Source organism: Daejeonella sp. (assembly GCF_044348475.1).
Taxonomy (GTDB): Bacteria; Bacteroidota; Bacteroidia; order Sphingobacteriales; family Sphingobacteriaceae; genus Daejeonella.
On the sequence record NZ_JBIKSU010000038.1, the window covers coordinates 1 to 19,707 of the forward strand.

Here is a 19,707-nt window from a genome sequence, read left to right on the forward strand (position 1 = left end):
ACCCACATTCATTAAATATCCTCACTTAAATTATGTCTAAAAAAAATAAGGGATATCAGGGCGTAGTGTTTTCAACCAATCCTGATTTTGGCTATATTTCAACAAATGCTGAGCCTCTTGAAACTCTAGAAGCTCGCTATCAAGATCTGAGAGTTCAGCTTGACAGAAAACAGCGTGGCGGTAAAGCGGTAACATTGATTACCGGTTTTATTGGAACTCAAGAAGATTTAGAGATTTTGAGTAAAAAATTAAAACAAAAATGTGGGGTGGGAGGCACTGCCAAAGATGCCGAAATTATTATTCAGGGAGATTTTCGCGAAAAAGTGATGACATTACTCTTGGCAGATGGTTTTAAAGTAAAAAAAATCGGATCTTAATAATTCTTTCAGTACTTATGTTTACTAATTTGAATAGTATATAAGTATGGCCAAGAGTCAAAATTACATGGAGTTTATTGATATGGTAATAATAAGAGCAAGTGGCATTAAAATACAGCTTTAATGCTATAAAAGTTCAAGAACATTCCCTTTTTGGAGTATCAAAACACCTTTAAAATGCTTTTGAGTTCGTAAAAAAATTAAAAATCACCGAAATGCCTGAAAAGAGAAATAATCTTATAATTTCACAGCTGCAAGTCTGGTGAAACTAATTGTATCAAATTTTAAACATTATCATTATTCTACTGATAATGAAATGTTTATGAGTAAATTGAGAATAAATGTGGGCGGTTAATTTTTAAAATTGCAAGGTAAATTTGCATTTACAATAAAAAATAGTTTTCATTGTAAAATGATTGCCAAAATGTGAAGGTAATCTTCTTTTAGAGAGGCATAATTCTTGCTTCATTCTAGGGATGATTTTGACAGGAATTAATAGAATTAATAAATTCACAAATAATTTTTTATTAAGTCGAAAATTATATTTTTGTTAACCTTTTAATATTTAGGTGACAAAAATATTTTATAGTTATATATTTATCATAGATTACATTAAAAAAACAGTACCAAATAAAAATCAATTAACTTCTAATTATTTAATCAACAACTAAAAACTAAAATTTAAAAAAATGGCGAACGCACCAAAACCAACAACAGCTAAGAAAGAAAGCTCTGGTTCAAGCATTTTTGCAAGTCTATCTATTGTGATGTGTATTCTTGTCGGAACACTTTTATGGAAATTCGTAATGGGAGATCCATCGAATTTCGAAGGCGGAGATGCTGAAACAGGTCATCCATTGCCAGGAAACTATTTCGGTATGGTTTACAAAGGTGGTTATATAGTTCCAGTTCTTATGGGATTATTTCTTATGGTAATTGTATTTTCATTCGAGCGTTTCTTTGTAATCAGCAAGGCAACAGGTAAAGGAAATGTTGATTCATTTGTTAAAAAAATCCAGGCTTTCATCAGTGCTGGAAACATTGATTCAGCTATTTCAGAATGCGATAAGCAGGAAGGTTCTGTTGCAAATGTGATCAAATCAGGTTTGAAAAAATATAAAGAGATGGAAACTGAAGCAAAAATGGATACTGAGCAGAAATGTCTTGCTATTCAAAAGGATATTGAAGAAGCAACTGCTTTAGAGATGCCAATGCTTGAACAAAATCTTACAGTAATTGCAACCCTTGTATCTATTGGTACTTTAATGGGTCTATTAGGTACGGTAACTGGTATGATCAAAGCTTTCGCGGCTTTATCTACTGCAGGTTCTCCTGACCAGGCTGCATTAGCAAATGGTATTTCTGAAGCATTGATTAACACTGCAACAGGTATCGCTACTTCTGCACTTGCAATTGTTATGTATAACGTATTTACTTCTAAAATTGATAAATTGACATATGCGATCGATGAGGCTGGTTTCTCTATCGTTCAAACCTATGCAAGTACTCATAAATAATAAGTTTTGAAATGATATTCCGGGGGGTTTATAAAACTCCCGGAATAGTTTCATCTCTGTAGTAAATCGTTATTAATTAAAAAATAAGCAATGCCTAGAATTAAAGTTGCCAGAAAAAGTACAGCTATCGACATGACAGCAATGTGTGATGTGGCGTTTTTGTTGCTTACATTCTTTATCCTTACAGCAACAGCCCGTCAGCCTGAACCGCTACCAGTAGATACTCCGGCATCAACAGTAAAGTTCAAGTTGCCCGATATTGATATTGCTACACTTACTGTTGGACAAGAAAAAGTATTTTTTGGAGTACCAGGACAGCCTATCAGGGTTCGAACATTGGAATTAATGGGCGAAAAATACCAGATTTCATTTACGGACGAAGAAAAATTGCGTTTCTCATTAATGGAAAGTTTTGGAGTTCCAATTGGAAATCTTAAGCAGATCATCATGTTAAAAGGCGATGAGCGTAATGCGGCCGGATTACAACCTGGAATTCCTACAGATTCAGTAGGTCAACGTCCATCCGAATTGCACAACTGGATATTATCAGCACGTTATGCAACGAAAGAACTAAATAATGTTGATATGCGTGTCAGTATTAAAGGTGATTCAAGGGAAGAATATCCCTCAATCAAGAAAATATTGGGAATCCTTCAGGAACAAAATATTAACAAATTTAGTCTGATTACCTCTTTGAGGGCAGACGAGAAGTAATTCGTATAATAAATATAAAACGCGATGGCAGAATTAGATACCTCCGGCGGGGGTAAGAATAAAGGCGGCAAAGTAAGAAGTAAGAAGCAATCAACACGTGTAGATTTAACTGCAATGGTTGATTTGGCTTTCCTTCTGATTACCTTCTTCATGCTTACCACTACGCTGGCAAAACCTCAGGCAATGGATTTAGCCATGCCTGATAAGGAAAAAGATGATCAGCAGGAATTGACAGTTGCTGATAATAGAACAATGACCATACTTTTAGGGAATAATAATCGCATAGAATGGTATATGGGACTTGTTGATAAGCCCCTAACTCCTCCTCAGGTTGATAATTATGGAAGGAATGGCATCAGAAAAGCTTTAGTCGAATATTCTAAAAAGGTTATTGCAACTACTGGTGATCCAAGTAAAGGATTAATCGTTCTGATCAAACCTAGTGATCAGTCAAATTATAGAAATTTTGTTGATATTCTTGATGAAATGAAAGTTTCAAACATAGATAGGTACGCGATCGTTGAGATCTCTCAACCGGATATCGCATTATTGAAGCGTGATGGCCTTTACAAATAGTTATATTAAACAATTATTAACCCTTTAAAGAATTAAATATGTTAGGGTCTAAAATAGATTTATTCAAACCGGAATGGCTGGATGTTGTATTCACCGGGAGAAATAAAAGCTATGGTGCGTATGATTTAAGGAAAGATAATTCCAAAACTACTAGCCGTGCTATTATTATTGGTTCTATACTTTTTATTTTAGTGGTTTCATTGCCATTAATTGTAAGGTATATCTCCGGAATATTGCCAGAGGATGATCAGTTAAAGATGACGGAAGTTGTTCTTGCACCTCCTCCACCAATTAACAAAGAAGAGCTTCCACCTCCTCCACCTGAACCTCCTAAACCAAAGATTGATCAGATTAAATTTCCTCCTCCGGTAGTTGTACCGGCAGAAGAAGTTCGAGATGAAGAGCCACCTACAATTGAAGAATTAAAGGTTGCTGATCCTGGTCAAAAGACTATTGAGGGTGATCCAAATGCTGACATCGTTATTGATGAGCCAGTTGGTGAAGCTCCAAAAGAAGTTGAAGTTACCGAGGATAATAGTATCAAGGATTTTGCTAGTGTAGAAGTACTTCCAGAGTTTAACGGCGGTATGGCTGGATGGGGAAAATATCTTCAGAAAAACTTGAAGTATCCTCCTATGGCTCGTGAAAATAACATTACAGGGCGCGTTATTATGAGTTTTGTTGTTGAAAAAAATGGACAACTGACTGATATTAAAGTACTTCGTGGTATTGGTGGTGGTTGTGATGAAGAAGCAGCTCGTGTATTGAAAAATGCACCAGCCTGGAAACCTGGTATTCAAAATGGTCGCCCTGTTAGGGTTGCCTATACAATGCCTATATTCTTCCAATTGGCAGGACAATAGTATTGATGTCATTTTCTGAAACAGAACAGAACAAACAGAAATCGCCCGCAAAGCGATTTCTGTTTATTTTAGGGCTCGGGATGTTTTCACTATACTTTGCCTTAGGAGTTGCGATTATCTTTTGGAAGGATTTTCCAATTGATCTTTCTTTTGAATACAGACTTGCATTTGCTATACTGTTGATTGTATATTCATTTATTAGATTTGTGCGTCTACTTCGTTCATAGTTATTTAGGATATGAAAAGGTTAGGTTTCTTACTTTATTTAGCAATACCAATAGTGCTTATGTCGTGCAAGGGTAAACCTTCTGAACAGCAAACCTATACTAGTGGTAAAGAGCAAATTTTAGTGGATGAATCTTTTGCACCTATAATAGAAGATCAGACTTACCTATTTGAAAGTACCTATTCTGATGCAAATATTGAGCTGGTAATGAAATCTGAAAATGAATTATTAAATTTGTTTTTAAGTGATAGTATCCAGGTTGCGATAGTATCCAGGCTGCTAAATGCGCAAGAAACTAAGCATTTTGAAGCCAAGAATATTAAAATTCGAATTAATCGATTTGCTATTGATGGAATTGCACTAATTACTCACAATTCATCAACTTATGTTAATGTAGATGTTTCGGATATTATTAAGATCCTCAAAGGTGAAAAGTCATCTTTGAATAGTTTAGTTTTTGATAATGCAAATTCCAGTACAATTAGGTATTTTAAGGAACTTGCAGGAATAAAAGATCTTCCACTGAAAGGAATTTATGCTTTGAAATCAAATTCTGATGTTATTAAATATATAAATGATAATCCTGGATCGATTGGAGTTGTGGGTGTAAACTGGATGGTTCAACCACCTACAGATCTTGAAAAAATAGTTGCAGAATTAAAGATATTGGGGGTTAAAAATAGTATTGGCAAACCTGGTTCGGATGCGTATTATAAACCTACCCAAAATGACATTGCATTAGGAATGTATCCTTTAACAAGGTCGTTATATGTTATAAATTGTGAAGGTGGTACTGGTTTAGGAACAGGTTTTGCTTCCTTTATAGCAGGTGAACGCGGACAGAGAGTTGTGCTAAAATCAGGACTCTTACCGGATAGCATTCCGTCTCGAGAAATAAATATTGTAAATTAAATTATATTTAAAATGATGAAAAAGGCAATTAAAATAACCCTGAGTTTTATATTAATAGGTTCAGCAGTTTTTGCTCAGAGTTTAACAGATGCCAGAAAAGCCATTGATGCTGAGCAGTATCAAAAGGGTAAGGCTTTATTAAACTCATTAACTAGTACTCAGCCAACCAATAGCGAGAACTTTTTTTATTTAGGTAATTTATATCTTACAACATCCCCAATTTATATCAGGCCTGATTATATCGATTCTGCCAAAACCGCTTTTAATAAAGGTATTGCTGCAAATGCAGAATTCCCATTGAATTATGTTGGTTTAGGTGCAGTTGAACTTGCAAAAAAGGCGAATCCTGCAGCAAATTTTGAAAAGGCAATTTCACTGACCAAAAAGAAGGACCACATTACTGACTTGTATATTGGTAGAGCTTATGTAAATGCTCCTGTACCAAAGATTGCTGAAGGTTTGGTTTATCTTAATAAATCAAAATTACTAAACGAAAAAGATGCTCAACTGTTTTTAGTATTGGGGGATGCTTATCGTTCAGAGATGAAAAATAGCGAAGCTTTCAGTGCTTATAGAACTGCATTTGAACTGGATAAAACTTTTTTAAGATCAAAAGTTGAATTAGGCAAGATCAATAAGATGTCAAAAGCATTTCCAGAGGCTATAGAGGAGTTTAATAGTGTAATTGCATTAGATGCAAATTATGGTCCTGCATATCGTGAATTGGCCGAGTCTTTTTATCAATGGGCATGGACTTCACAAAAAGAATATGGAGGTCGAATTAAGCAAGCATTGCAGTATTACGAAAAATATATGGATTTAACTGACCGCTCATTAGATTCACGTTTACGTCACGCTGACTTTTTATACCTTACAAAAGACTTTAAAGCACTTGAAGCAGAAGCTAATGAAATGGCTAAGTTAGACAAAGTGAACCCAAGGGTATTGCGTTATTTAGCTTATTCTGCCTTTGAAAATGGCAATTTTATGGCAAGCTCTCAAGCTTTAAAAGATTTTATATCTAAGGTTGAGCCAACCCGATTAATTTCTCAAGATTATTTGTATTTGGGTAGAGCTCAAATGAAAGATACGAGCATGTTTGTAGAAGGCTTGGTAAATATTAACAAGGCAGTTGAACTTGATTCTACGAATGCTGCGGTTATGAGTGAGATTGGTCAGGCCTTATATAAAGGAAAAAAGTATGTTGAAGCTGCTCAGGCTTATGAAATTGCAATCAAGAATCCAGAAAGAGCCCTTCTTGATTACTACTATTTAGGAATGTCTTACTATTTCACCTACGGTGGACAGAAAGCCGCTAACCTTAATCCTACTAAAGACTTGTTAGTTAAGGCAGATACTGCCTTTAGTTTCCTTGTAAAGCGTTCTCCAACAACTCAGGCAGGATGGCAATATAGAGGAAGGATCAATCGTTTAATGGATGACGAAAATGATAGTCAGGGTTTGGCTGTTCCTTTTTATGAGGCCTATGTTAAGTTAATTACCGTAGATAAACCAGAACTTGCCGCAAAAAGTAGTGTAGGTTTGATTGAAGCATGTAACTATCTTGGATCTGTAGCAGCTAGAAAAGAAGGAAATACGGCAAAAGCTAAAGAATACTTTGATAAAGTACTGCTCCTTGATCCTGCAAATGCAACAGCCACCCAGGCTCTTGCAGCCATAAATAGCATTAAATAGAGATTAAAATATTTATGTAAAGAGAAGCCCCTGAACATTGTTTAGGGGCTTCTTTTTTTTATATTTGCATCGTAATATTAAAAAATGGAAGCACAAAGTACATCACTTAATTATCTACCAATTATATTTCAGATTATTGTGGCCTTAGGGTTTGTAGTTCTTACTATGACTATTACTCATTTAGTTGGCCCAAAACGCAAAACATCTGATAAGTTAGTTGCATTCGAATCTGGAATTAAATCAGTAGGTAATGCTCGGCAACCATTTTCAATCAAATATTTTTTAGTCGCAATATTATTCGTTCTTTTTGATATAGAAGTCATTTTCATGTATCCATGGGCCGTAAATTTCAGAGAATTTGGAGTAAATGGCCTGATTGAGATGTTTATATTTATGGGAACTCTTCTGCTTGGATTCGTTTATATCATAAAGAAGAAGGCGTTAGATTGGGAATAGCATTTAGACTGGTTCTAAATAATGGTTTAAATAATTGAAAACATTAAATTTCTTAAATTTGGGCTCATTTTAGACTTGTCTGAATTGAGCTTTTTCTTTTGAAAAATTATGAGTGAAGTAAAAATAGTTGAAGCACCTCCGGGTATTGAGGGATCAGGTTTCTTTGCAACATCAATGGATAAGGTGGTTGGGCTTGCGAGGTCACACTCCTTGTGGCCATTGCCATTTGCAACATCTTGTTGTGGTATTGAGTTCATGGCTACCATGGGTTCACACTATGATTTTGCTCGTTTTGGATCAGAAAGGCCAAGTTTTTCGCCACGCCAGGCAGATTTATTGATGGTGATGGGTACGATAGCCAAGAAAATGGGACCTGTTTTAAAGCAGGTTTATCTTCAGATGGCAGAGCCGCGTTGGGTAATAGCTGTAGGTGCATGTGCAAGTAGTGGTGGTATATTTGATACTTATTCTGTAATGCAGGGTATTGATGAAATCATTCCGGTTGATGTTTATGTACCGGGTTGTCCTCCAAGACCCGAAGCGATCATTGATGGCTTTAATAAGATACAGGAGCTGGTCAAGAATGAATCTCTTCGTAGGAGAGAATCACAAGAATATAAAGAATTATTAGGTAGATACGGAATCCAGTAATGGGCAAAATAAGCAACCAGCAAGTAATACAAAGTTTAACTTCAAAGTTCGGAGATAGAATTTCAGTCCCTAATGAGCCTTTTGGTTTATTAACATTTGAAACTTCAGTTGATCATATCAGTGAAGTTTTACGATTTCTTAAAGAGGACAAAGAACTTAAATTTAATTACCTGACCGATATTACGGGAATTCATTTTCCGGAGCAGGAACTTTCTATAGGTGTAATTTATCACCTTCATAGCCTGTCAAATAATGTTCGTATCAGAATAAAGGTTTTTTTGGATGGGAATGCACCACATATTCCAACTGCAACTTCACTATGGGAAGGCGCAAACTGGATGGAACGCGAGACTTTCGATTTTTTTGGAATCATTTTCGGCGGGCACCCTAATCTGATAAGAATATTAAATGTTGACGATATGACTGTTTTCCCGATGCGAAGAGAGCATCCGCTGGAAGACCCAAATCGTGTTGATAAAAAGGATTATTTCTTCGGAAGATGATGAATCACCCCATATTTACAGATAACGACCCTCAAAAAGAAACGATCACGTTAAACCTTGGTCCTACACATCCGGCAACACATGGTGTTTTCCAGAATATTTTGGAAATGGACGGTGAGAGAATCGTAAGTGGTGTTTCAACGATAGGTTATATACATCGTGCATTTGAAAAAATTGCAGAACACCGCCCCTTTTATCAAATAACCCCATTAACAGATCGAATGAACTATTGTTCATCTCCTATTAATAATATGGGCTGGCATATGACTGTTGAAAAGCTATTGGGTATTGAAACTCCCAAAAGAGTTGATTATCTAAGAGTAATCGTCATGGAGCTTGCCCGCATTTCAGATCACCTGATTTGTAATGGAATTTTAGGGGTAGATACAGGAGCATTTTCCGGTTTTCTTTACTTAATGGAAGAAAGAGAACATATTTACGAGATCTATGAGGAAATATGTGGTGCTCGTTTAACCACTAATATTGGTCGAATAGGAGGCTTTGAGCGCGATTTTAATGATATAGCCTTTGCTAAGATTAAAAACTTTTTAGTAAAATTCCCGCCTATACTCAAAGAGTTTGAGGTGTTATTTAATCGTAACCGAATCTTTATTGAGCGCACCTCAGGTGTTGCTCCAGTTGATCCTGAAACAGCTCTTAATTATAGCTGGAGTGGGCCTATTTTACGTGCAACTGGGGTAGATTACGATGTTCGTGTCAATGAACCTTATTCTTCTTATCAGGATTTTGATTTTGATATCCCGGTTGGAACAAGTGGTGATGTTTATGATCGATACATTGTTCGTAACGAGGAAATGTGGCAGAGCTTAAGAATCATTGAACAAGCACTTCAAAAGATTGAGAAAGAACCTAAAGGTGTTTTTCATGCCAATGTTCCTGAGTTTTACCTTCCTCCAAAAGAAGAAGTTTATAATAATATGGAAGCATTGATCTACCATTTCAAAATTGTTATGGGTGAGATCGATACTCCAAAAACTGAAGTTTATCATGCCGTTGAAGGTGGAAATGGTGAACTAGGATTTTATCTGGTGAATGATGGAGGTAGATCACCTTATCGTTTGCACTTTAGAAGACCAAGTTTCATTAATTACCAAATGTATGCACCAATGAGTGCAGGCATGTTATTATCTGATGCCATTATCAATATGAGTAGCTTGAACGTAATTGCAGGAGAATTAGATGCTTAGTGTAACTGAACATAAAGAAATTGAATTTTCAGCAAACTTGATTAGCAAGTTTGAAGAGATCGTAACGCGCTATCCTGAAGGAAAGCAAAAATCAGGATTGTTGCCCATATTACATCTTGTACAAGCTGAATACGGCTGGATTAGTCCTGAAGCAATGGATAAAATTGCTGCTTTTCTTCAAATCCAAGCCATTGAGGTGTATGAAGTAGCAACATTTTATACCATGTTCTTTTTGCGTCCTCAAGGAAAATTTGTACTTGAGGTATGCCGTACAGGGCCATGTTGCCTTGTAGGTGCAGAAAAAATCATGCATCATATTGAAAAGACATTGGGTGTGAAAGAAGGTGAAGTTACCGCAGATGGTAATTTTAGTTGGAGAGGTGTAGAATGTTTAGCAGCCTGCGGTATGGCTCCTGTTCTGCAGATTGGCCCCGATTACACTTTTTACGAAAATTTAACAGAAGAAAGTGTAGATAAATTAATAGAAAATTTAAAAAATAAAATATAAGACAGGTATTTGGAGGCTAGTTGAGGTTTTTTAATTACACATCTCACATCTCACATCTCATATCTCACATCTATAAGAGAATGGCTCGCAAGTTATTATTAAACAATATTAATGTACCAGGAATTCATACTTTCGATGTGTATCGTCAGCATGGAGGATACCGTGCAGTTGAAAAAGCATTGAAGACTATGACACCTGATGCTGTGGTTGAAGAGGTTAAAACATCTGGATTACGCGGACGTGGAGGTGCTGGTTTTCCTACCGGTATGAAGTGGAGTTTTTTGGCAAAGCCAGAAGGCAGAGAGCGCTATCTGGTTTGTAATGCAGATGAATCTGAGCCGGGTACATTTAAAGATCGTTATTTAATGACTCATATTCCTCATCTTTTAATTGAGGGAATGATCGTTTCAAGTTTTGCTCTTGGCGCAAAAACATCTTATATCTATGTTCGCGGTGAGATGATGCCTCAGATCAGGATATTGGAGCGAGCAATTGCCGAAGCTAAAAATGCCGGATTCCTGGGCAAAAATATACTTGGATCAGGATATGACCTTGAATTATATGTTCAACCGGGTGGTGGAGCCTATATTTGCGGAGAAGAAACTGCATTAATCGAATCACTAGAAGGTAAACGTGGAAACCCACGGATCAAACCTCCTTTTCCGGCAATTTCAGGGGTATGGGCCTGCCCTACTGTTGTAAATAATGTGGAAACTATTGCAGCTGTTGTTCCAATTATTAATGATGGTGGTGAAGAATATTCTAAAGTGGGTAACGGTAGAAGTACAGGTACAAAACTAATCTCTGCTTCGGGTAATCTCAACAAACCAGGTGTATATGAAATAGAACTTGGGCTTCCTGTTGAGGAGTTTATCTATTCTGAAGAATATTGTGGTGGCATAGCTAATGGAAAAAGATTAAAAGCAGTAGTGGCGGGTGGTTCATCTGTTCCAATTTTGCCAGCTAACTTGATCCTAAAAACAATCAATGGTCAGCCCCGTTTAATGAGTTATGAATCACTTTCAGATGGTGGTTTTCAAACGGGTTCAATGCTGGGATCAGGCGGATTTATAGCGTTTGACGAAGATCAGTGCATTGTTAGAAATACTTGGAATTTTGCCCGTTTTTACCATCATGAAAGCTGCGGACAATGTTCGCCTTGCCGTGAGGGTACAGGATGGATGGAGAAAGTGCTTCATAATTTAGAAAATGGGCATGGTAAAATGAGTGATATCGACCTGTTGGTTGATGTTTCTAAGAAAATTGAAGGCAATACGATTTGTCCTTTGGGCGACGCTGCTGCATGGCCTGTTGCCAGTGCGATTCGTCATTTCAGAGATGAATTTGAATGGCATATTACTAATTCAAAAACAGCAATGGTGCAAAATTATGGTTTGGCAAATTACGCTGATCCATTGCCAAAACTGGAAGAGGCAATTCAAAATTAAATGATTCTTTAACAATGAGCGATAAAGTTAAAGTAACAATAGACGGTATAACGGTTGAAGTTGAACCGGGTACAAGTATTCTCAATGCTGCACGTCAGATTGGGGGAGATATTGTGCCGCCTGCTATGTGCTATTATTCTAAACTTGAGGGTAGTGGTGGGAAGTGTCGTACCTGTTTGGTGAAAGTGAGCAAAGGTTCTGAAAAAGATCCACGCCCTATGCCTAAGCTGGTGGCTTCTTGTAGAACTGGTGTGATGGATGGAATGGAAGTGCAGAACATTACTTCGCCAGAAGTAATAGAAGCACGGAAAGGTGTAGTTGAAATACTTTTGATTAATCACCCATTAGATTGTCCGGTTTGTGATCAGGCCGGTGAATGTCATTTGCAGGATCTCTCTTATGAGCATGGTGTTGCTGATACTCGCTACGAATTTGATCGACGCACTTTTGAGAAAATAGATATTGGAGACAAGATACAATTGCATATGACGCGTTGTATTTTGTGTTACAGATGTGTTTATGTTGCAGATCAAATCACGGATAACCGTGTTCATGGCATTTTAGGTCGTGGGGATGCTTCTGAAATTTCAACCTACATTGAAAAAGCAATTGAAAATGATTTTTCAGGAAATGTAATTGATGTTTGTCCAGTAGGTGCTTTAACTGACAAAACTTTCCGCTTTAAAAATAGAGTTTGGTTTACTAAACCTGTGGATGCTCATCGTGATTGCCCTAAATGTAAGGGCAAAGTAACACTTTGGTATAAGGGTGAAGAAGTATTAAGGGTAACAGGGCGTAAAGATCAATATGGTGAAGTTGAAGATTTTATCTGTAATACCTGCCGTTTCGATACTAAAAATACAAGTGATTGGGTAATTGAAGGTCCACGTCATATTTCGCATACTTCAGTAATATCTTCTAATCATTATGAGATGACTCTTTTGCCAGTGATCAAAGAGAATCCAATATTGATTGAAGCTAATAAAATTGAATTTGACAGAGCAACTAAGGTTTAATGGAACTAGCATTTATAATTGAAAAATTCGCATTGGTAACGGTCATATTTATGATCAGCTTAACTGTAGCAGCATATTCTACGCTTGCTGAACGAAAAATAGCCGGTTATTTACAAGATCGGGTAGGCCCCAACAGAGCTGGTCCTGGAGGCATGTTTCAGCCATTGGCAGATGGATTAAAAATGTTTTTCAAGGAAGAGATTATCCCTACAGACTCAAGCAAAGCACTCTTTATTTTAGGGCCTTCACTTGCCTTATTAACTTCTTTAATTGGAAGTGCAGTAATTCCTTGGGGCGAAAGTATACAGATAGCTGACCGTCTGGTTAGTTTACAGATAGCTGATGTAAATGTTGGAATACTCTATATTTTTGGAGTGGTTTCTCTTGGTGTTTATGGCATTATGATTGGTGGATGGGCTTCTAATAATAAATTTTCGTTGATGGGGGCTATTAGAGCAGCTTCACAAAGTATCAGTTATGAAATTCCGATGGGGCTCTCGCTTATCGCATTATTGATGGCTACCAATACCTTGAGTATGAAAGAAATTGCCGAGCAGCAGCATGGCATGAATTGGAATATATTTTATCAGCCATTGGGTTTCATTATTTTCTTGGTTTGTTCTTTTGCTGAAACCAATAGAACACCTTTTGATTTGCCAGAATGTGAAACAGAACTAGTTGGAGGCTATCACACTGAATATTCCGGATTTAAAATGGGAGCATTTATGTTTGCTGAATATCTGAATATGTTCCTTGCCTCTGCTGTAATGTCAACTCTTTACTTTGGTGGCTATAACTACCCTGGAATGGATTGGGTGAATAGTATGCTTGGTCCATTGTTTGGTCCGTTGATTGGGATGGGAGTATTGCTGGTTAAAATCTTTGCATTTATATTCTTTTTTATGTGGGTAAGGTGGACAGTTCCACGTTTTAGATATGATCAGCTTATGAATCTAGGCTGGAAAGTGTTGATTCCTTTGGCAATTGCAAATATTGTCATAACAGGAATTGTGATTACAATTTTTGACAAACTTTAATTCTTCTGATCGTTTAATAATCAGATTGATAAATTTTTAAAAACCCTTTTAGGAGGATTTAGGGTCTATGGAACCATTAAGTAACAGGAAAAAAGTATTAGAACAGAAACCAATGGATTTCTGGGAGCGTTTATATCTCCCAGCAATTTTCCAGGGGATGGGAGTTACTTTCAGACATATGTTCAAAAAGAAAGAAACTATTTTCTATCCGGAAGTTGAACGTGAATTTTCTGAGAACTGGCGAGGAATGCATTCTCTTAAACGGGATGAACAAGGACGCGAACGTTGTACGGCTTGTGGACTATGTGCTCTTTCATGTCCTGCAGAAGCAATTACAATGATTGCTGCTGAGCGCCAGAAAGGCGAAGAGGAATTGTACCGTGAAGAGAAGTATGCGGCTGTATATGAGATCAATATGCTTCGCTGTATTTTTTGCGGATTGTGCGAAGAGGCTTGTCCGAAAGAAGCTATTTATCTGGATGGACCTATTGTTCCTGCAGATTACTTAAGAAAGGATTTTATTTACGGTAAAGACAAATTAGTTGAAGAGCCATTTAAAGCGTAAAGGCTGTATAAATTTATAATTGGGCAAGCCGGATCCTGTAAATAATTCGGCAGAAATTATACCTTTGCCCCAGATTTGGGCTGAAGATTAAATTACCTTATTAATGAGTATATCTCTATTTTATTTTGTTGCTTTCCTGTCCATTTTCTTTGCACTGCTAGTCATTTTTGCAAAGAATCCAGTGCATAGTGTTCTGTATCTAATTGTTACATTTTTTACCTTCACTATTCATTACATTCTATTGAATGCACAATTCTTGGCAATAGTGAATTTCATAGTATACATGGGGGCAATTATGGTCCTATTTTTATTCGTGCTCATGCTTTTAAATCTTAATGAGGGGTCAATTGGATCAAAATCTAATCTGATTAAAATGATTGGAGTTATTGCAGGAATGTGTCTAATTATAACACTGGTTGGTTCTGCCAGAGTTTTGACAGCCTCCCAACCTTTGGTACTTCAAACTCAAGAACTTGGGTTAGTCAAAAACCTTGGCAAGGTATTATTCAGCAAATTTCTGTTGCCTTTTGAGGTTTCATCTATCCTATTGCTTTCAGCTATGGTTGGAGCAGTTTTACTAGCTAAAAAAGAAATTAAACAGGTATAATAATGGAAAATGTAACTCAGGCTATTCAGGGCGTACCTTTAAATCATTATATCCTGCTATGTACCATCATTTTTTCGATTGGTGTAATTGGAGTATTGATCAGGAGAAATGCTATAGTAATTTTCATGTCTGTAGAGTTAATGCTTAATGCAGTAAATTTATTGCTTACGGCATTTTCTGTTCAACATAATGATCCCTCCGGTCAGGTTTTTGTATTTTTTATAATGGCTTTGGCTGCAGCTGAAGTTGCTGTAGGTCTGGCAATCATTGTCATGATCTTCCGAAATACAAATTCAACTGATGTAAATATTTTGAATAAATTAAAGTGGTAATAAGGTAAAATCCTTTGCTTTTGCTTAGGACATATAGCATATAATAATGATAAATTTAGTTTGGTTAATTCCTTTATTCCCACTGTTAGGTTTCCTCATTAACGGGTTAGGTCGCAATATGCTATCTAAAACCGTAGTAGGTTTTGTTGGATGTTTTTCTGTTCTAGCTTCTTTTGCTATCAGTGTAGGAATTTTCCTTGAGCTTAACTCTTCAGAAACAAAATCATTCATTATTCCAATTTTTGATTGGATTAGTGCCGGGACAATTACAATTCCGTTCTCTTTTCTAATTGATCCTCTAAGCGCATTAATGTTGCTTATTGTAACTGGAATTGGGTTTCTTATCCACGTATATTCTACCGGCTACATGAGCCATGACGCAGGGTTCGGTAAATTCTTTTCATACCTAAACCTGTTTATTTTCTTCATGCTTCTTTTAGTGCTTGGATCCAATTATGTAGTGATGTTTATTGGATGGGAAGGTGTGGGCTTATGCTCCTATCTGCTTATCGGTTTCTGGTTTAGCAATCCCGCCTATGCAAGTGCAGCCAAGAAGGCATTTATAATGAATCGCATTGGAGACCTTGGTTTCCTTATTGCGGTATTCCTGATATTCACCACTTTCAATAGTGTGGAGTTTGCCAATGTATTCCCGCAAGCTGCCAACATGGTTTCAGGTGATTCAACATTAATTCTGATTACTGCACTGCTATTTGTTGGTGCAATAGGTAAGTCAGCTCAAATTCCTTTGTTCACCTGGTTGCCAGATGCAATGGCTGGCCCAACTCCGGTTTCTGCATTAATTCATGCTGCTACCATGGTAACTGCAGGTATTTATATGATTGCAAGATCTAATATTCTGTTTACCCTGGCACCTGAAACTTTGGCCGTTGTTTCCATTATCGGTCTAGCTACTTTATTGATGGCTGCAGCAATTGCGGTTTCACAAACCGACATTAAAAAAGTATTGGCTTACTCAACTGTTTCACAATTAGGTTATATGTTTTTGGGTTTAGGCGTTGGTGCTTATACCGGTGCATTTTTCCATGTAATCACTCATGCATTTTTTAAAGCATTATTGTTCCTTGGAGCAGGTTCTGTTATTCATGCAATGAGCAATGAACAGGATATGAGAAATATGGGCGGTTTAAGAAAGAAATTACCTATTACTTTCCTGACCATGATGGTAGGTACTATCGCTATTGCCGGAATTCCTCCCTTTTCTGGTTTTTTCTCAAAAGATGAGATATTAGCTCATGTCTATGAGCACAATAAAGTATTTTGGGTGATAGCAGTTATTGGAGCTATGTTTACATCATTCTATATGTTCCGTATGATGTACCTGACTTTTAATGGCAGTTTCCGTGGAACTACCGATCAGGAGCATCATTTGCATGAATCGCCAGCTTTAATGACCATTCCTTTGATTGTTCTTGCAGTTTTATCTGCCTTAGGTGGCCTAATTGGAATTCCTGCAGTATTGGGTGGTACTCATTGGTTGGAAAATTTCCTTGCGCCGGTTTTTGAAGTTTCTAAATCCAAAACAAGTGTTTTGACACTTGATCATACAACTGAATATGTTTTGATGGCACTTTCAGTTACTGCTGCATTGGTATCGATGTTATATGCTTATGTTCGATATGTAAAGCAAGGGCATATTCCTGCCAACGATCGTACAGACCGTGGTTTGCTTGCCCGTTTATCTTACAACAAATTTTACATCGACGAAGTTTATCATTCTTTAATCACCCGTCCATTGGATACCTTTTCAGGGTTTTTATCTAAAACAGTAGATAAAGCTGGAATTGATGGAATTGTGAACGGATTTGGAAAAGGGGCTGTTGAAGCCAGCAAAAGTTTTAGGTTACTTCAAACAGGTATGGTTGGCTTCTATATCTTTATGATGGTAGCCGGTATACTTGCATTACTGTTTTATAGTATGTACAAAATTTAATAGTTAAGAGTAGAACGAGATAAATGGAAATTTTACTAGCACAAATATTTATTCCACTAATTGCTGCACTCATCATTCTTGTGTCAGGTAAAACTTTCGTAAGAGGTATAGCTGGTGTATTCTCATTAGTATCACTACTCATTACTGTATTTCTGTATTTAAATTTTACACCTGATGCTACCACTCAGTTTCTTGTAGATCTGGCTTGGATTCCTCAATTCGGAATTCATTTCAAAGCAGGTGTTGATGGAATAAGTATGGTTTTGTTAGTATTAACAAATATTCTAATCCCAATTATAGTTTTATCTAGCTTTAAACAGGATGTTAAGGATCAACAGGCGTTTTATGCTTTGATATTCTTTATGCAAAGTGGTTTGCTAGTTGTATTTACAGCTTTGGATGCTTTCTTATTCTATGTAGGCTGGGAAGTAGCCCTAATTCCAGTATACTTTATCTGTGCATTATGGGGAGGTGAAAATCGGATTAAGGCTAATCTTAAATTCTTTGTTTATACCATTGCCGGAAGTTTATTGATGCTGATTGCTATCATTTATCTTCATTTGCAAACGCCTGGTAATAGTTATGATATTTCAGAGTTTTATAAACTCGAGCTTGATTCTGTTACACAGGGATGGATATTTTGGGCATTCTTTTTAGCCTTTGCCATAAAGATGCCAGTATTTCCATTTCATACCTGGCAGCCGGATACTTATACAGAAGCTCCTACTGCAGGCACCATGCTTCTTGCTGGTATAATGCTTAAAATGGGTATTTATGGCGTGATACGATGGTTGATTCCTGTTGCCCCACTTGGGTTTCAGGATTGGGGTTCTACAGCACTAGTTCTATCTGTAATAGGCATTGTTTATGCTTCAATTATTGCATTTACACAAAATGATATTAAGCGATTGATTGCATATTCTTCAATTGCTCACGTAGGATTGATCTCTGCAGGAATTTTTGCTTGGAATGTTCAGGGTTTACAGGGAGCGATGATACAGATGCTGAATCATGGAATCAATGTGGTTGGTATGTTCTTTATTGCAGATATCATTATTCGCAGAATGAATACCCGTGAATTAAGCCTGATGGGTGGCATAGCAAAGCCTGCTCCTATGTTGGCCATTGCCTTTCTGCTTGTTTTATTGGGTACAGTTGCATTGCCCTTGACCAATGGTTTTGTTGGCGAGTTTCTCTTGCTAATGGGAGTTTATAACTACAATATATGGCTTGCAGCAATTGCTGGTTTGACCATTATCCTTGGAGCTGTTTACATGCTCAGAATGTATCAAAAAGTAATGTTTGGTCAGGTTAATACCAGCACTTCAGTATTTACAGATTTAGATGGGACAGAGAAATCAGTATTACTGATCATTTCAGTTCTGATTATTTTTATAGGAGTATATCCACAGCCCATTCTGAATATTTCGGAGGCGGCAGTTATCAACCTGCTTGAACAGGTTAATCAAAAGATTTTAGTTAAATAAAAGCATGAACGCATTAATTACCCTGTCTGTTTTAGCCATTTTGGTACTTTACCTAGGCTTATATAAGGCAAAAAATGCTTTGCTGCCTGTAACCTTATTAGGTTTGGGAGCTGCCCTGGTTTTGAGTATTCTTGAATGGAATTCTGGTGCGGCGCCAATTTATAGCGGCATGATGCTGTTTGATAATTTTGCAGTAGCATTTACTTCGATCTGTATAGTTTCAACTATGCTTATTCTGCTTATTTCAAAAGATTATTTTGAGCATATCAGTGAGCATGTGGCTGAATACTACACCATTATACTTTTCGCATTGATTGGAATTCTGATTATGGTTTCATTTCATAATCTTTCCATGTTGTTTATTGGTATAGAGATCATGTCAGTGAGTCTATATATTCTTGCGGGTATTAGAAAACATGATTTTAAATCAAATGAAGCTGCATTGAAGTATTTTTTAATGGGTGCGTTTTCAACAGGATTTTTACTACTCGGTATAGCATTTCTATATGGAGCAAGTGGAAGTTTCGATTTGAGTACCATAAAAGAATATGTCATTTCAAACCCAATGGCTATTTCACCGCTTTTTTATAGTGGAGTTACCTTGATGATCATCGGACTAAGTTTTAAAATAGGAGCTGCTCCTTTCCATTTCTGGACCCCTGATGTTTACGAGGGGTCTCCAACGCTGATTACTGCATTCATGAGCACAGTCGTTAAAACCGCTGGATTTGCTGCATTTTTGCGATTGTTCATGGTTTGTTTTGCACCATTACATGATTTCTGGATGCCTTCGTTGCTGGTTATTTCGGTATTAACCTTGTTTATAGGTAATGTTACGGCCTTGTATCAGCATAGTTTTAAAAGAATGCTAGCTTTTTCAAGCATTTCACATGCAGGTTATATGCTGTTTGCTATTGTTGCTTTAGGGCCACTTTCTGGAAACTCAGTGTTTGTTTATGCAAGTGCTTATTCTATTGCATCAATTATTGCATTTGCAGTATTGATCCTTGTTAAGCGCCAAACCGGATCTGATAATTTTGAAAGCTTCAATGGAT

At 36.8% G+C, this 19,707-nt stretch carries 21 protein-coding genes; all 21 read left to right on the plus strand.

Annotated features, from left to right (window positions below):
• Nucleotides 1-32 precede the first annotated feature (32 nt).
• Entirely contained in the window at nt 33-377 is a 345-nt protein-coding gene (locus ACIQZ6_RS08495; RefSeq protein ID WP_395810106.1) for a translation initiation factor, read from the plus strand.
• A 689-nt stretch (nt 378-1,066) separates the two neighbouring features.
• A complete protein-coding gene (locus ACIQZ6_RS08500) occupies nt 1,067-1,894 on the plus strand; it encodes a MotA/TolQ/ExbB proton channel family protein (RefSeq protein ID WP_395810108.1) in 828 nt (275 codons plus the stop codon).
• Between the two features lie 90 nt (nt 1,895-1,984).
• Nucleotides 1,985-2,608, plus strand: coding sequence for an ExbD/TolR family protein (locus ACIQZ6_RS08505; RefSeq protein WP_395810110.1), 624 nt, complete (start codon nt 1,985-1,987; stop codon nt 2,606-2,608).
• 24 nt (nt 2,609-2,632) lie between these two features.
• Nucleotides 2,633-3,184 carry an ExbD/TolR family protein gene (locus ACIQZ6_RS08510; RefSeq protein WP_395810112.1) on the plus strand — a complete coding sequence of 184 codons (552 nt, stop codon included), beginning with the start codon at nt 2,633-2,635 and terminating at the stop codon, nt 3,182-3,184.
• Nucleotides 3,185-3,222: 38 nt separating this feature from the next.
• Nucleotides 3,223-4,047 (plus strand): energy transducer TonB, encoded by an 825-nt coding sequence (locus ACIQZ6_RS08515; RefSeq protein ID WP_395810114.1) that lies wholly within the window; start codon nt 3,223-3,225, stop codon nt 4,045-4,047.
• A gap of 238 nt (nt 4,048-4,285) precedes the next feature.
• The gene (locus tag ACIQZ6_RS08520; protein ID WP_395810116.1) at nt 4,286-5,185 is read left to right on the plus strand and encodes a PstS family phosphate ABC transporter substrate-binding protein; all 900 of its coding nucleotides are present in this window, start codon (nt 4,286-4,288) and stop codon (nt 5,183-5,185) included.
• Between the two features lie 12 nt (nt 5,186-5,197).
• Entirely contained in the window at nt 5,198-6,880 is a 1,683-nt protein-coding gene (locus ACIQZ6_RS08525) for a hypothetical protein (RefSeq protein ID WP_395810118.1), read from the plus strand.
• Between the two features lie 84 nt (nt 6,881-6,964).
• Nucleotides 6,965-7,336 carry an NADH-quinone oxidoreductase subunit A gene (locus tag ACIQZ6_RS08530; RefSeq protein ID WP_306550418.1) on the plus strand — a complete coding sequence of 124 codons (372 nt, stop codon included), beginning with the start codon at nt 6,965-6,967 and terminating at the stop codon, nt 7,334-7,336.
• Between the two features lie 108 nt (nt 7,337-7,444).
• Nucleotides 7,445-7,987 (plus strand): NADH-quinone oxidoreductase subunit B, encoded by a 543-nt coding sequence (locus ACIQZ6_RS08535; RefSeq protein WP_395810120.1) that lies wholly within the window; start codon nt 7,445-7,447, stop codon nt 7,985-7,987.
• Nucleotides 7,987-8,490: an NADH-quinone oxidoreductase subunit C gene (locus tag ACIQZ6_RS08540; RefSeq protein WP_395810122.1), complete on the plus strand. Its 504-nt coding sequence runs from the start codon at nt 7,987-7,989 to the stop codon at nt 8,488-8,490. The genes ACIQZ6_RS08535 and ACIQZ6_RS08540 overlap by 1 nt, the downstream gene beginning before the upstream one ends.
• Nucleotides 8,487-9,698 carry an NADH-quinone oxidoreductase subunit D gene (locus tag ACIQZ6_RS08545; RefSeq protein WP_395810124.1) on the plus strand — a complete coding sequence of 404 codons (1,212 nt, stop codon included), beginning with the start codon at nt 8,487-8,489 and terminating at the stop codon, nt 9,696-9,698. Before ACIQZ6_RS08540 ends, ACIQZ6_RS08545 begins: the two co-directional genes overlap by 4 nt.
• A complete protein-coding gene (gene nuoE / locus ACIQZ6_RS08550) occupies nt 9,691-10,206 on the plus strand; it encodes an NADH-quinone oxidoreductase subunit NuoE (protein ID WP_395810126.1) in 516 nt (171 codons plus the stop codon). Before ACIQZ6_RS08545 ends, nuoE begins: the two co-directional genes overlap by 8 nt.
• An 80-nt stretch (nt 10,207-10,286) precedes the next feature.
• The gene (gene nuoF / locus ACIQZ6_RS08555) at nt 10,287-11,654 is read left to right on the plus strand and encodes an NADH-quinone oxidoreductase subunit NuoF (protein ID WP_395810128.1); all 1,368 of its coding nucleotides are present in this window, start codon (nt 10,287-10,289) and stop codon (nt 11,652-11,654) included.
• Nucleotides 11,655-11,668: 14 nt separating this feature from the next.
• On the plus strand, nt 11,669-12,670 hold the full coding sequence (locus ACIQZ6_RS08560; RefSeq protein ID WP_395810130.1) for a 2Fe-2S iron-sulfur cluster-binding protein: 1,002 nt from the start codon (nt 11,669-11,671) through the stop codon (nt 12,668-12,670).
• Nucleotides 12,670-13,707 carry an NADH-quinone oxidoreductase subunit NuoH gene (gene nuoH, locus ACIQZ6_RS08565; protein WP_395810132.1) on the plus strand — a complete coding sequence of 346 codons (1,038 nt, stop codon included), beginning with the start codon at nt 12,670-12,672 and terminating at the stop codon, nt 13,705-13,707. The genes ACIQZ6_RS08560 and nuoH overlap by 1 nt, the downstream gene beginning before the upstream one ends.
• A 67-nt stretch (nt 13,708-13,774) precedes the next feature.
• Nucleotides 13,775-14,272, plus strand: coding sequence for a NuoI/complex I 23 kDa subunit family protein (locus ACIQZ6_RS08570; protein WP_395810134.1), 498 nt, complete (start codon nt 13,775-13,777; stop codon nt 14,270-14,272).
• Nucleotides 14,273-14,375: 103 nt separating this feature from the next.
• On the plus strand, nt 14,376-14,879 hold the full coding sequence (locus tag ACIQZ6_RS08575) for an NADH-quinone oxidoreductase subunit J (protein ID WP_395810136.1): 504 nt from the start codon (nt 14,376-14,378) through the stop codon (nt 14,877-14,879).
• Nucleotides 14,880-14,881: 2 nt separating this feature from the next.
• Entirely contained in the window at nt 14,882-15,211 is a 330-nt protein-coding gene (nuoK, locus tag ACIQZ6_RS08580; protein WP_395810138.1) for an NADH-quinone oxidoreductase subunit NuoK, read from the plus strand.
• A 46-nt stretch (nt 15,212-15,257) separates the two neighbouring features.
• Nucleotides 15,258-17,165 carry an NADH-quinone oxidoreductase subunit L gene (nuoL, locus tag ACIQZ6_RS08585; protein WP_395810140.1) on the plus strand — a complete coding sequence of 636 codons (1,908 nt, stop codon included), beginning with the start codon at nt 15,258-15,260 and terminating at the stop codon, nt 17,163-17,165.
• Nucleotides 17,166-17,188: 23 nt separating this feature from the next.
• Nucleotides 17,189-18,652: a NuoM family protein gene (locus ACIQZ6_RS08590; protein WP_395810142.1), complete on the plus strand. Its 1,464-nt coding sequence runs from the start codon at nt 17,189-17,191 to the stop codon at nt 18,650-18,652.
• A gap of 4 nt (nt 18,653-18,656) precedes the next feature.
• The coding region (locus ACIQZ6_RS08595; protein ID WP_395810144.1) for an NADH-quinone oxidoreductase subunit N at nt 18,657-19,707 on the plus strand (1,051 nt) is incomplete at its 3' end.

What these genes read in the sequence shown, in the direction of transcription:
- ACIQZ6_RS08495 (WP_395810106.1), top strand. Translation starts at nt 33, where the DNA reads ATGTCTAAAAAAAATAAGGGATATCAGGGCGTAGTGTTTTCAACCAAT.
- ACIQZ6_RS08500 (WP_395810108.1), top strand. Translation starts at nt 1,067, where the DNA reads ATGGCGAACGCACCAAAACCAACAACAGCTAAGAAAGAAAGCTCTGGT.
- ACIQZ6_RS08505 (WP_395810110.1), top strand. Translation starts at nt 1,985, where the DNA reads ATGCCTAGAATTAAAGTTGCCAGAAAAAGTACAGCTATCGACATGACA.
- ACIQZ6_RS08510 (WP_395810112.1), top strand. Translation starts at nt 2,633, where the DNA reads ATGGCAGAATTAGATACCTCCGGCGGGGGTAAGAATAAAGGCGGCAAA.
- ACIQZ6_RS08515 (WP_395810114.1), top strand. Translation starts at nt 3,223, where the DNA reads ATGTTAGGGTCTAAAATAGATTTATTCAAACCGGAATGGCTGGATGTT.
- ACIQZ6_RS08520 (WP_395810116.1), top strand. Translation starts at nt 4,286, where the DNA reads ATGAAAAGGTTAGGTTTCTTACTTTATTTAGCAATACCAATAGTGCTT.
- ACIQZ6_RS08525 (WP_395810118.1), top strand. Translation starts at nt 5,198, where the DNA reads ATGATGAAAAAGGCAATTAAAATAACCCTGAGTTTTATATTAATAGGT.
- ACIQZ6_RS08530 (WP_306550418.1), top strand. Translation starts at nt 6,965, where the DNA reads ATGGAAGCACAAAGTACATCACTTAATTATCTACCAATTATATTTCAG.
- ACIQZ6_RS08535 (WP_395810120.1), top strand. Translation starts at nt 7,445, where the DNA reads ATGAGTGAAGTAAAAATAGTTGAAGCACCTCCGGGTATTGAGGGATCA.
- ACIQZ6_RS08540 (WP_395810122.1), top strand. Translation starts at nt 7,987, where the DNA reads ATGGGCAAAATAAGCAACCAGCAAGTAATACAAAGTTTAACTTCAAAG.
- ACIQZ6_RS08545 (WP_395810124.1), top strand. Translation starts at nt 8,487, where the DNA reads ATGATGAATCACCCCATATTTACAGATAACGACCCTCAAAAAGAAACG.
- nuoE (WP_395810126.1), top strand. Translation starts at nt 9,691, where the DNA reads ATGCTTAGTGTAACTGAACATAAAGAAATTGAATTTTCAGCAAACTTG.
- nuoF (WP_395810128.1), top strand. Translation starts at nt 10,287, where the DNA reads ATGGCTCGCAAGTTATTATTAAACAATATTAATGTACCAGGAATTCAT.
- ACIQZ6_RS08560 (WP_395810130.1), top strand. Translation starts at nt 11,669, where the DNA reads ATGAGCGATAAAGTTAAAGTAACAATAGACGGTATAACGGTTGAAGTT.
- nuoH (WP_395810132.1), top strand. Translation starts at nt 12,670, where the DNA reads ATGGAACTAGCATTTATAATTGAAAAATTCGCATTGGTAACGGTCATA.
- ACIQZ6_RS08570 (WP_395810134.1), top strand. Translation starts at nt 13,775, where the DNA reads ATGGAACCATTAAGTAACAGGAAAAAAGTATTAGAACAGAAACCAATG.
- ACIQZ6_RS08575 (WP_395810136.1), top strand. Translation starts at nt 14,376, where the DNA reads ATGAGTATATCTCTATTTTATTTTGTTGCTTTCCTGTCCATTTTCTTT.
- nuoK (WP_395810138.1), top strand. Translation starts at nt 14,882, where the DNA reads ATGGAAAATGTAACTCAGGCTATTCAGGGCGTACCTTTAAATCATTAT.
- nuoL (WP_395810140.1), top strand. Translation starts at nt 15,258, where the DNA reads ATGATAAATTTAGTTTGGTTAATTCCTTTATTCCCACTGTTAGGTTTC.
- ACIQZ6_RS08590 (WP_395810142.1), top strand. Translation starts at nt 17,189, where the DNA reads ATGGAAATTTTACTAGCACAAATATTTATTCCACTAATTGCTGCACTC.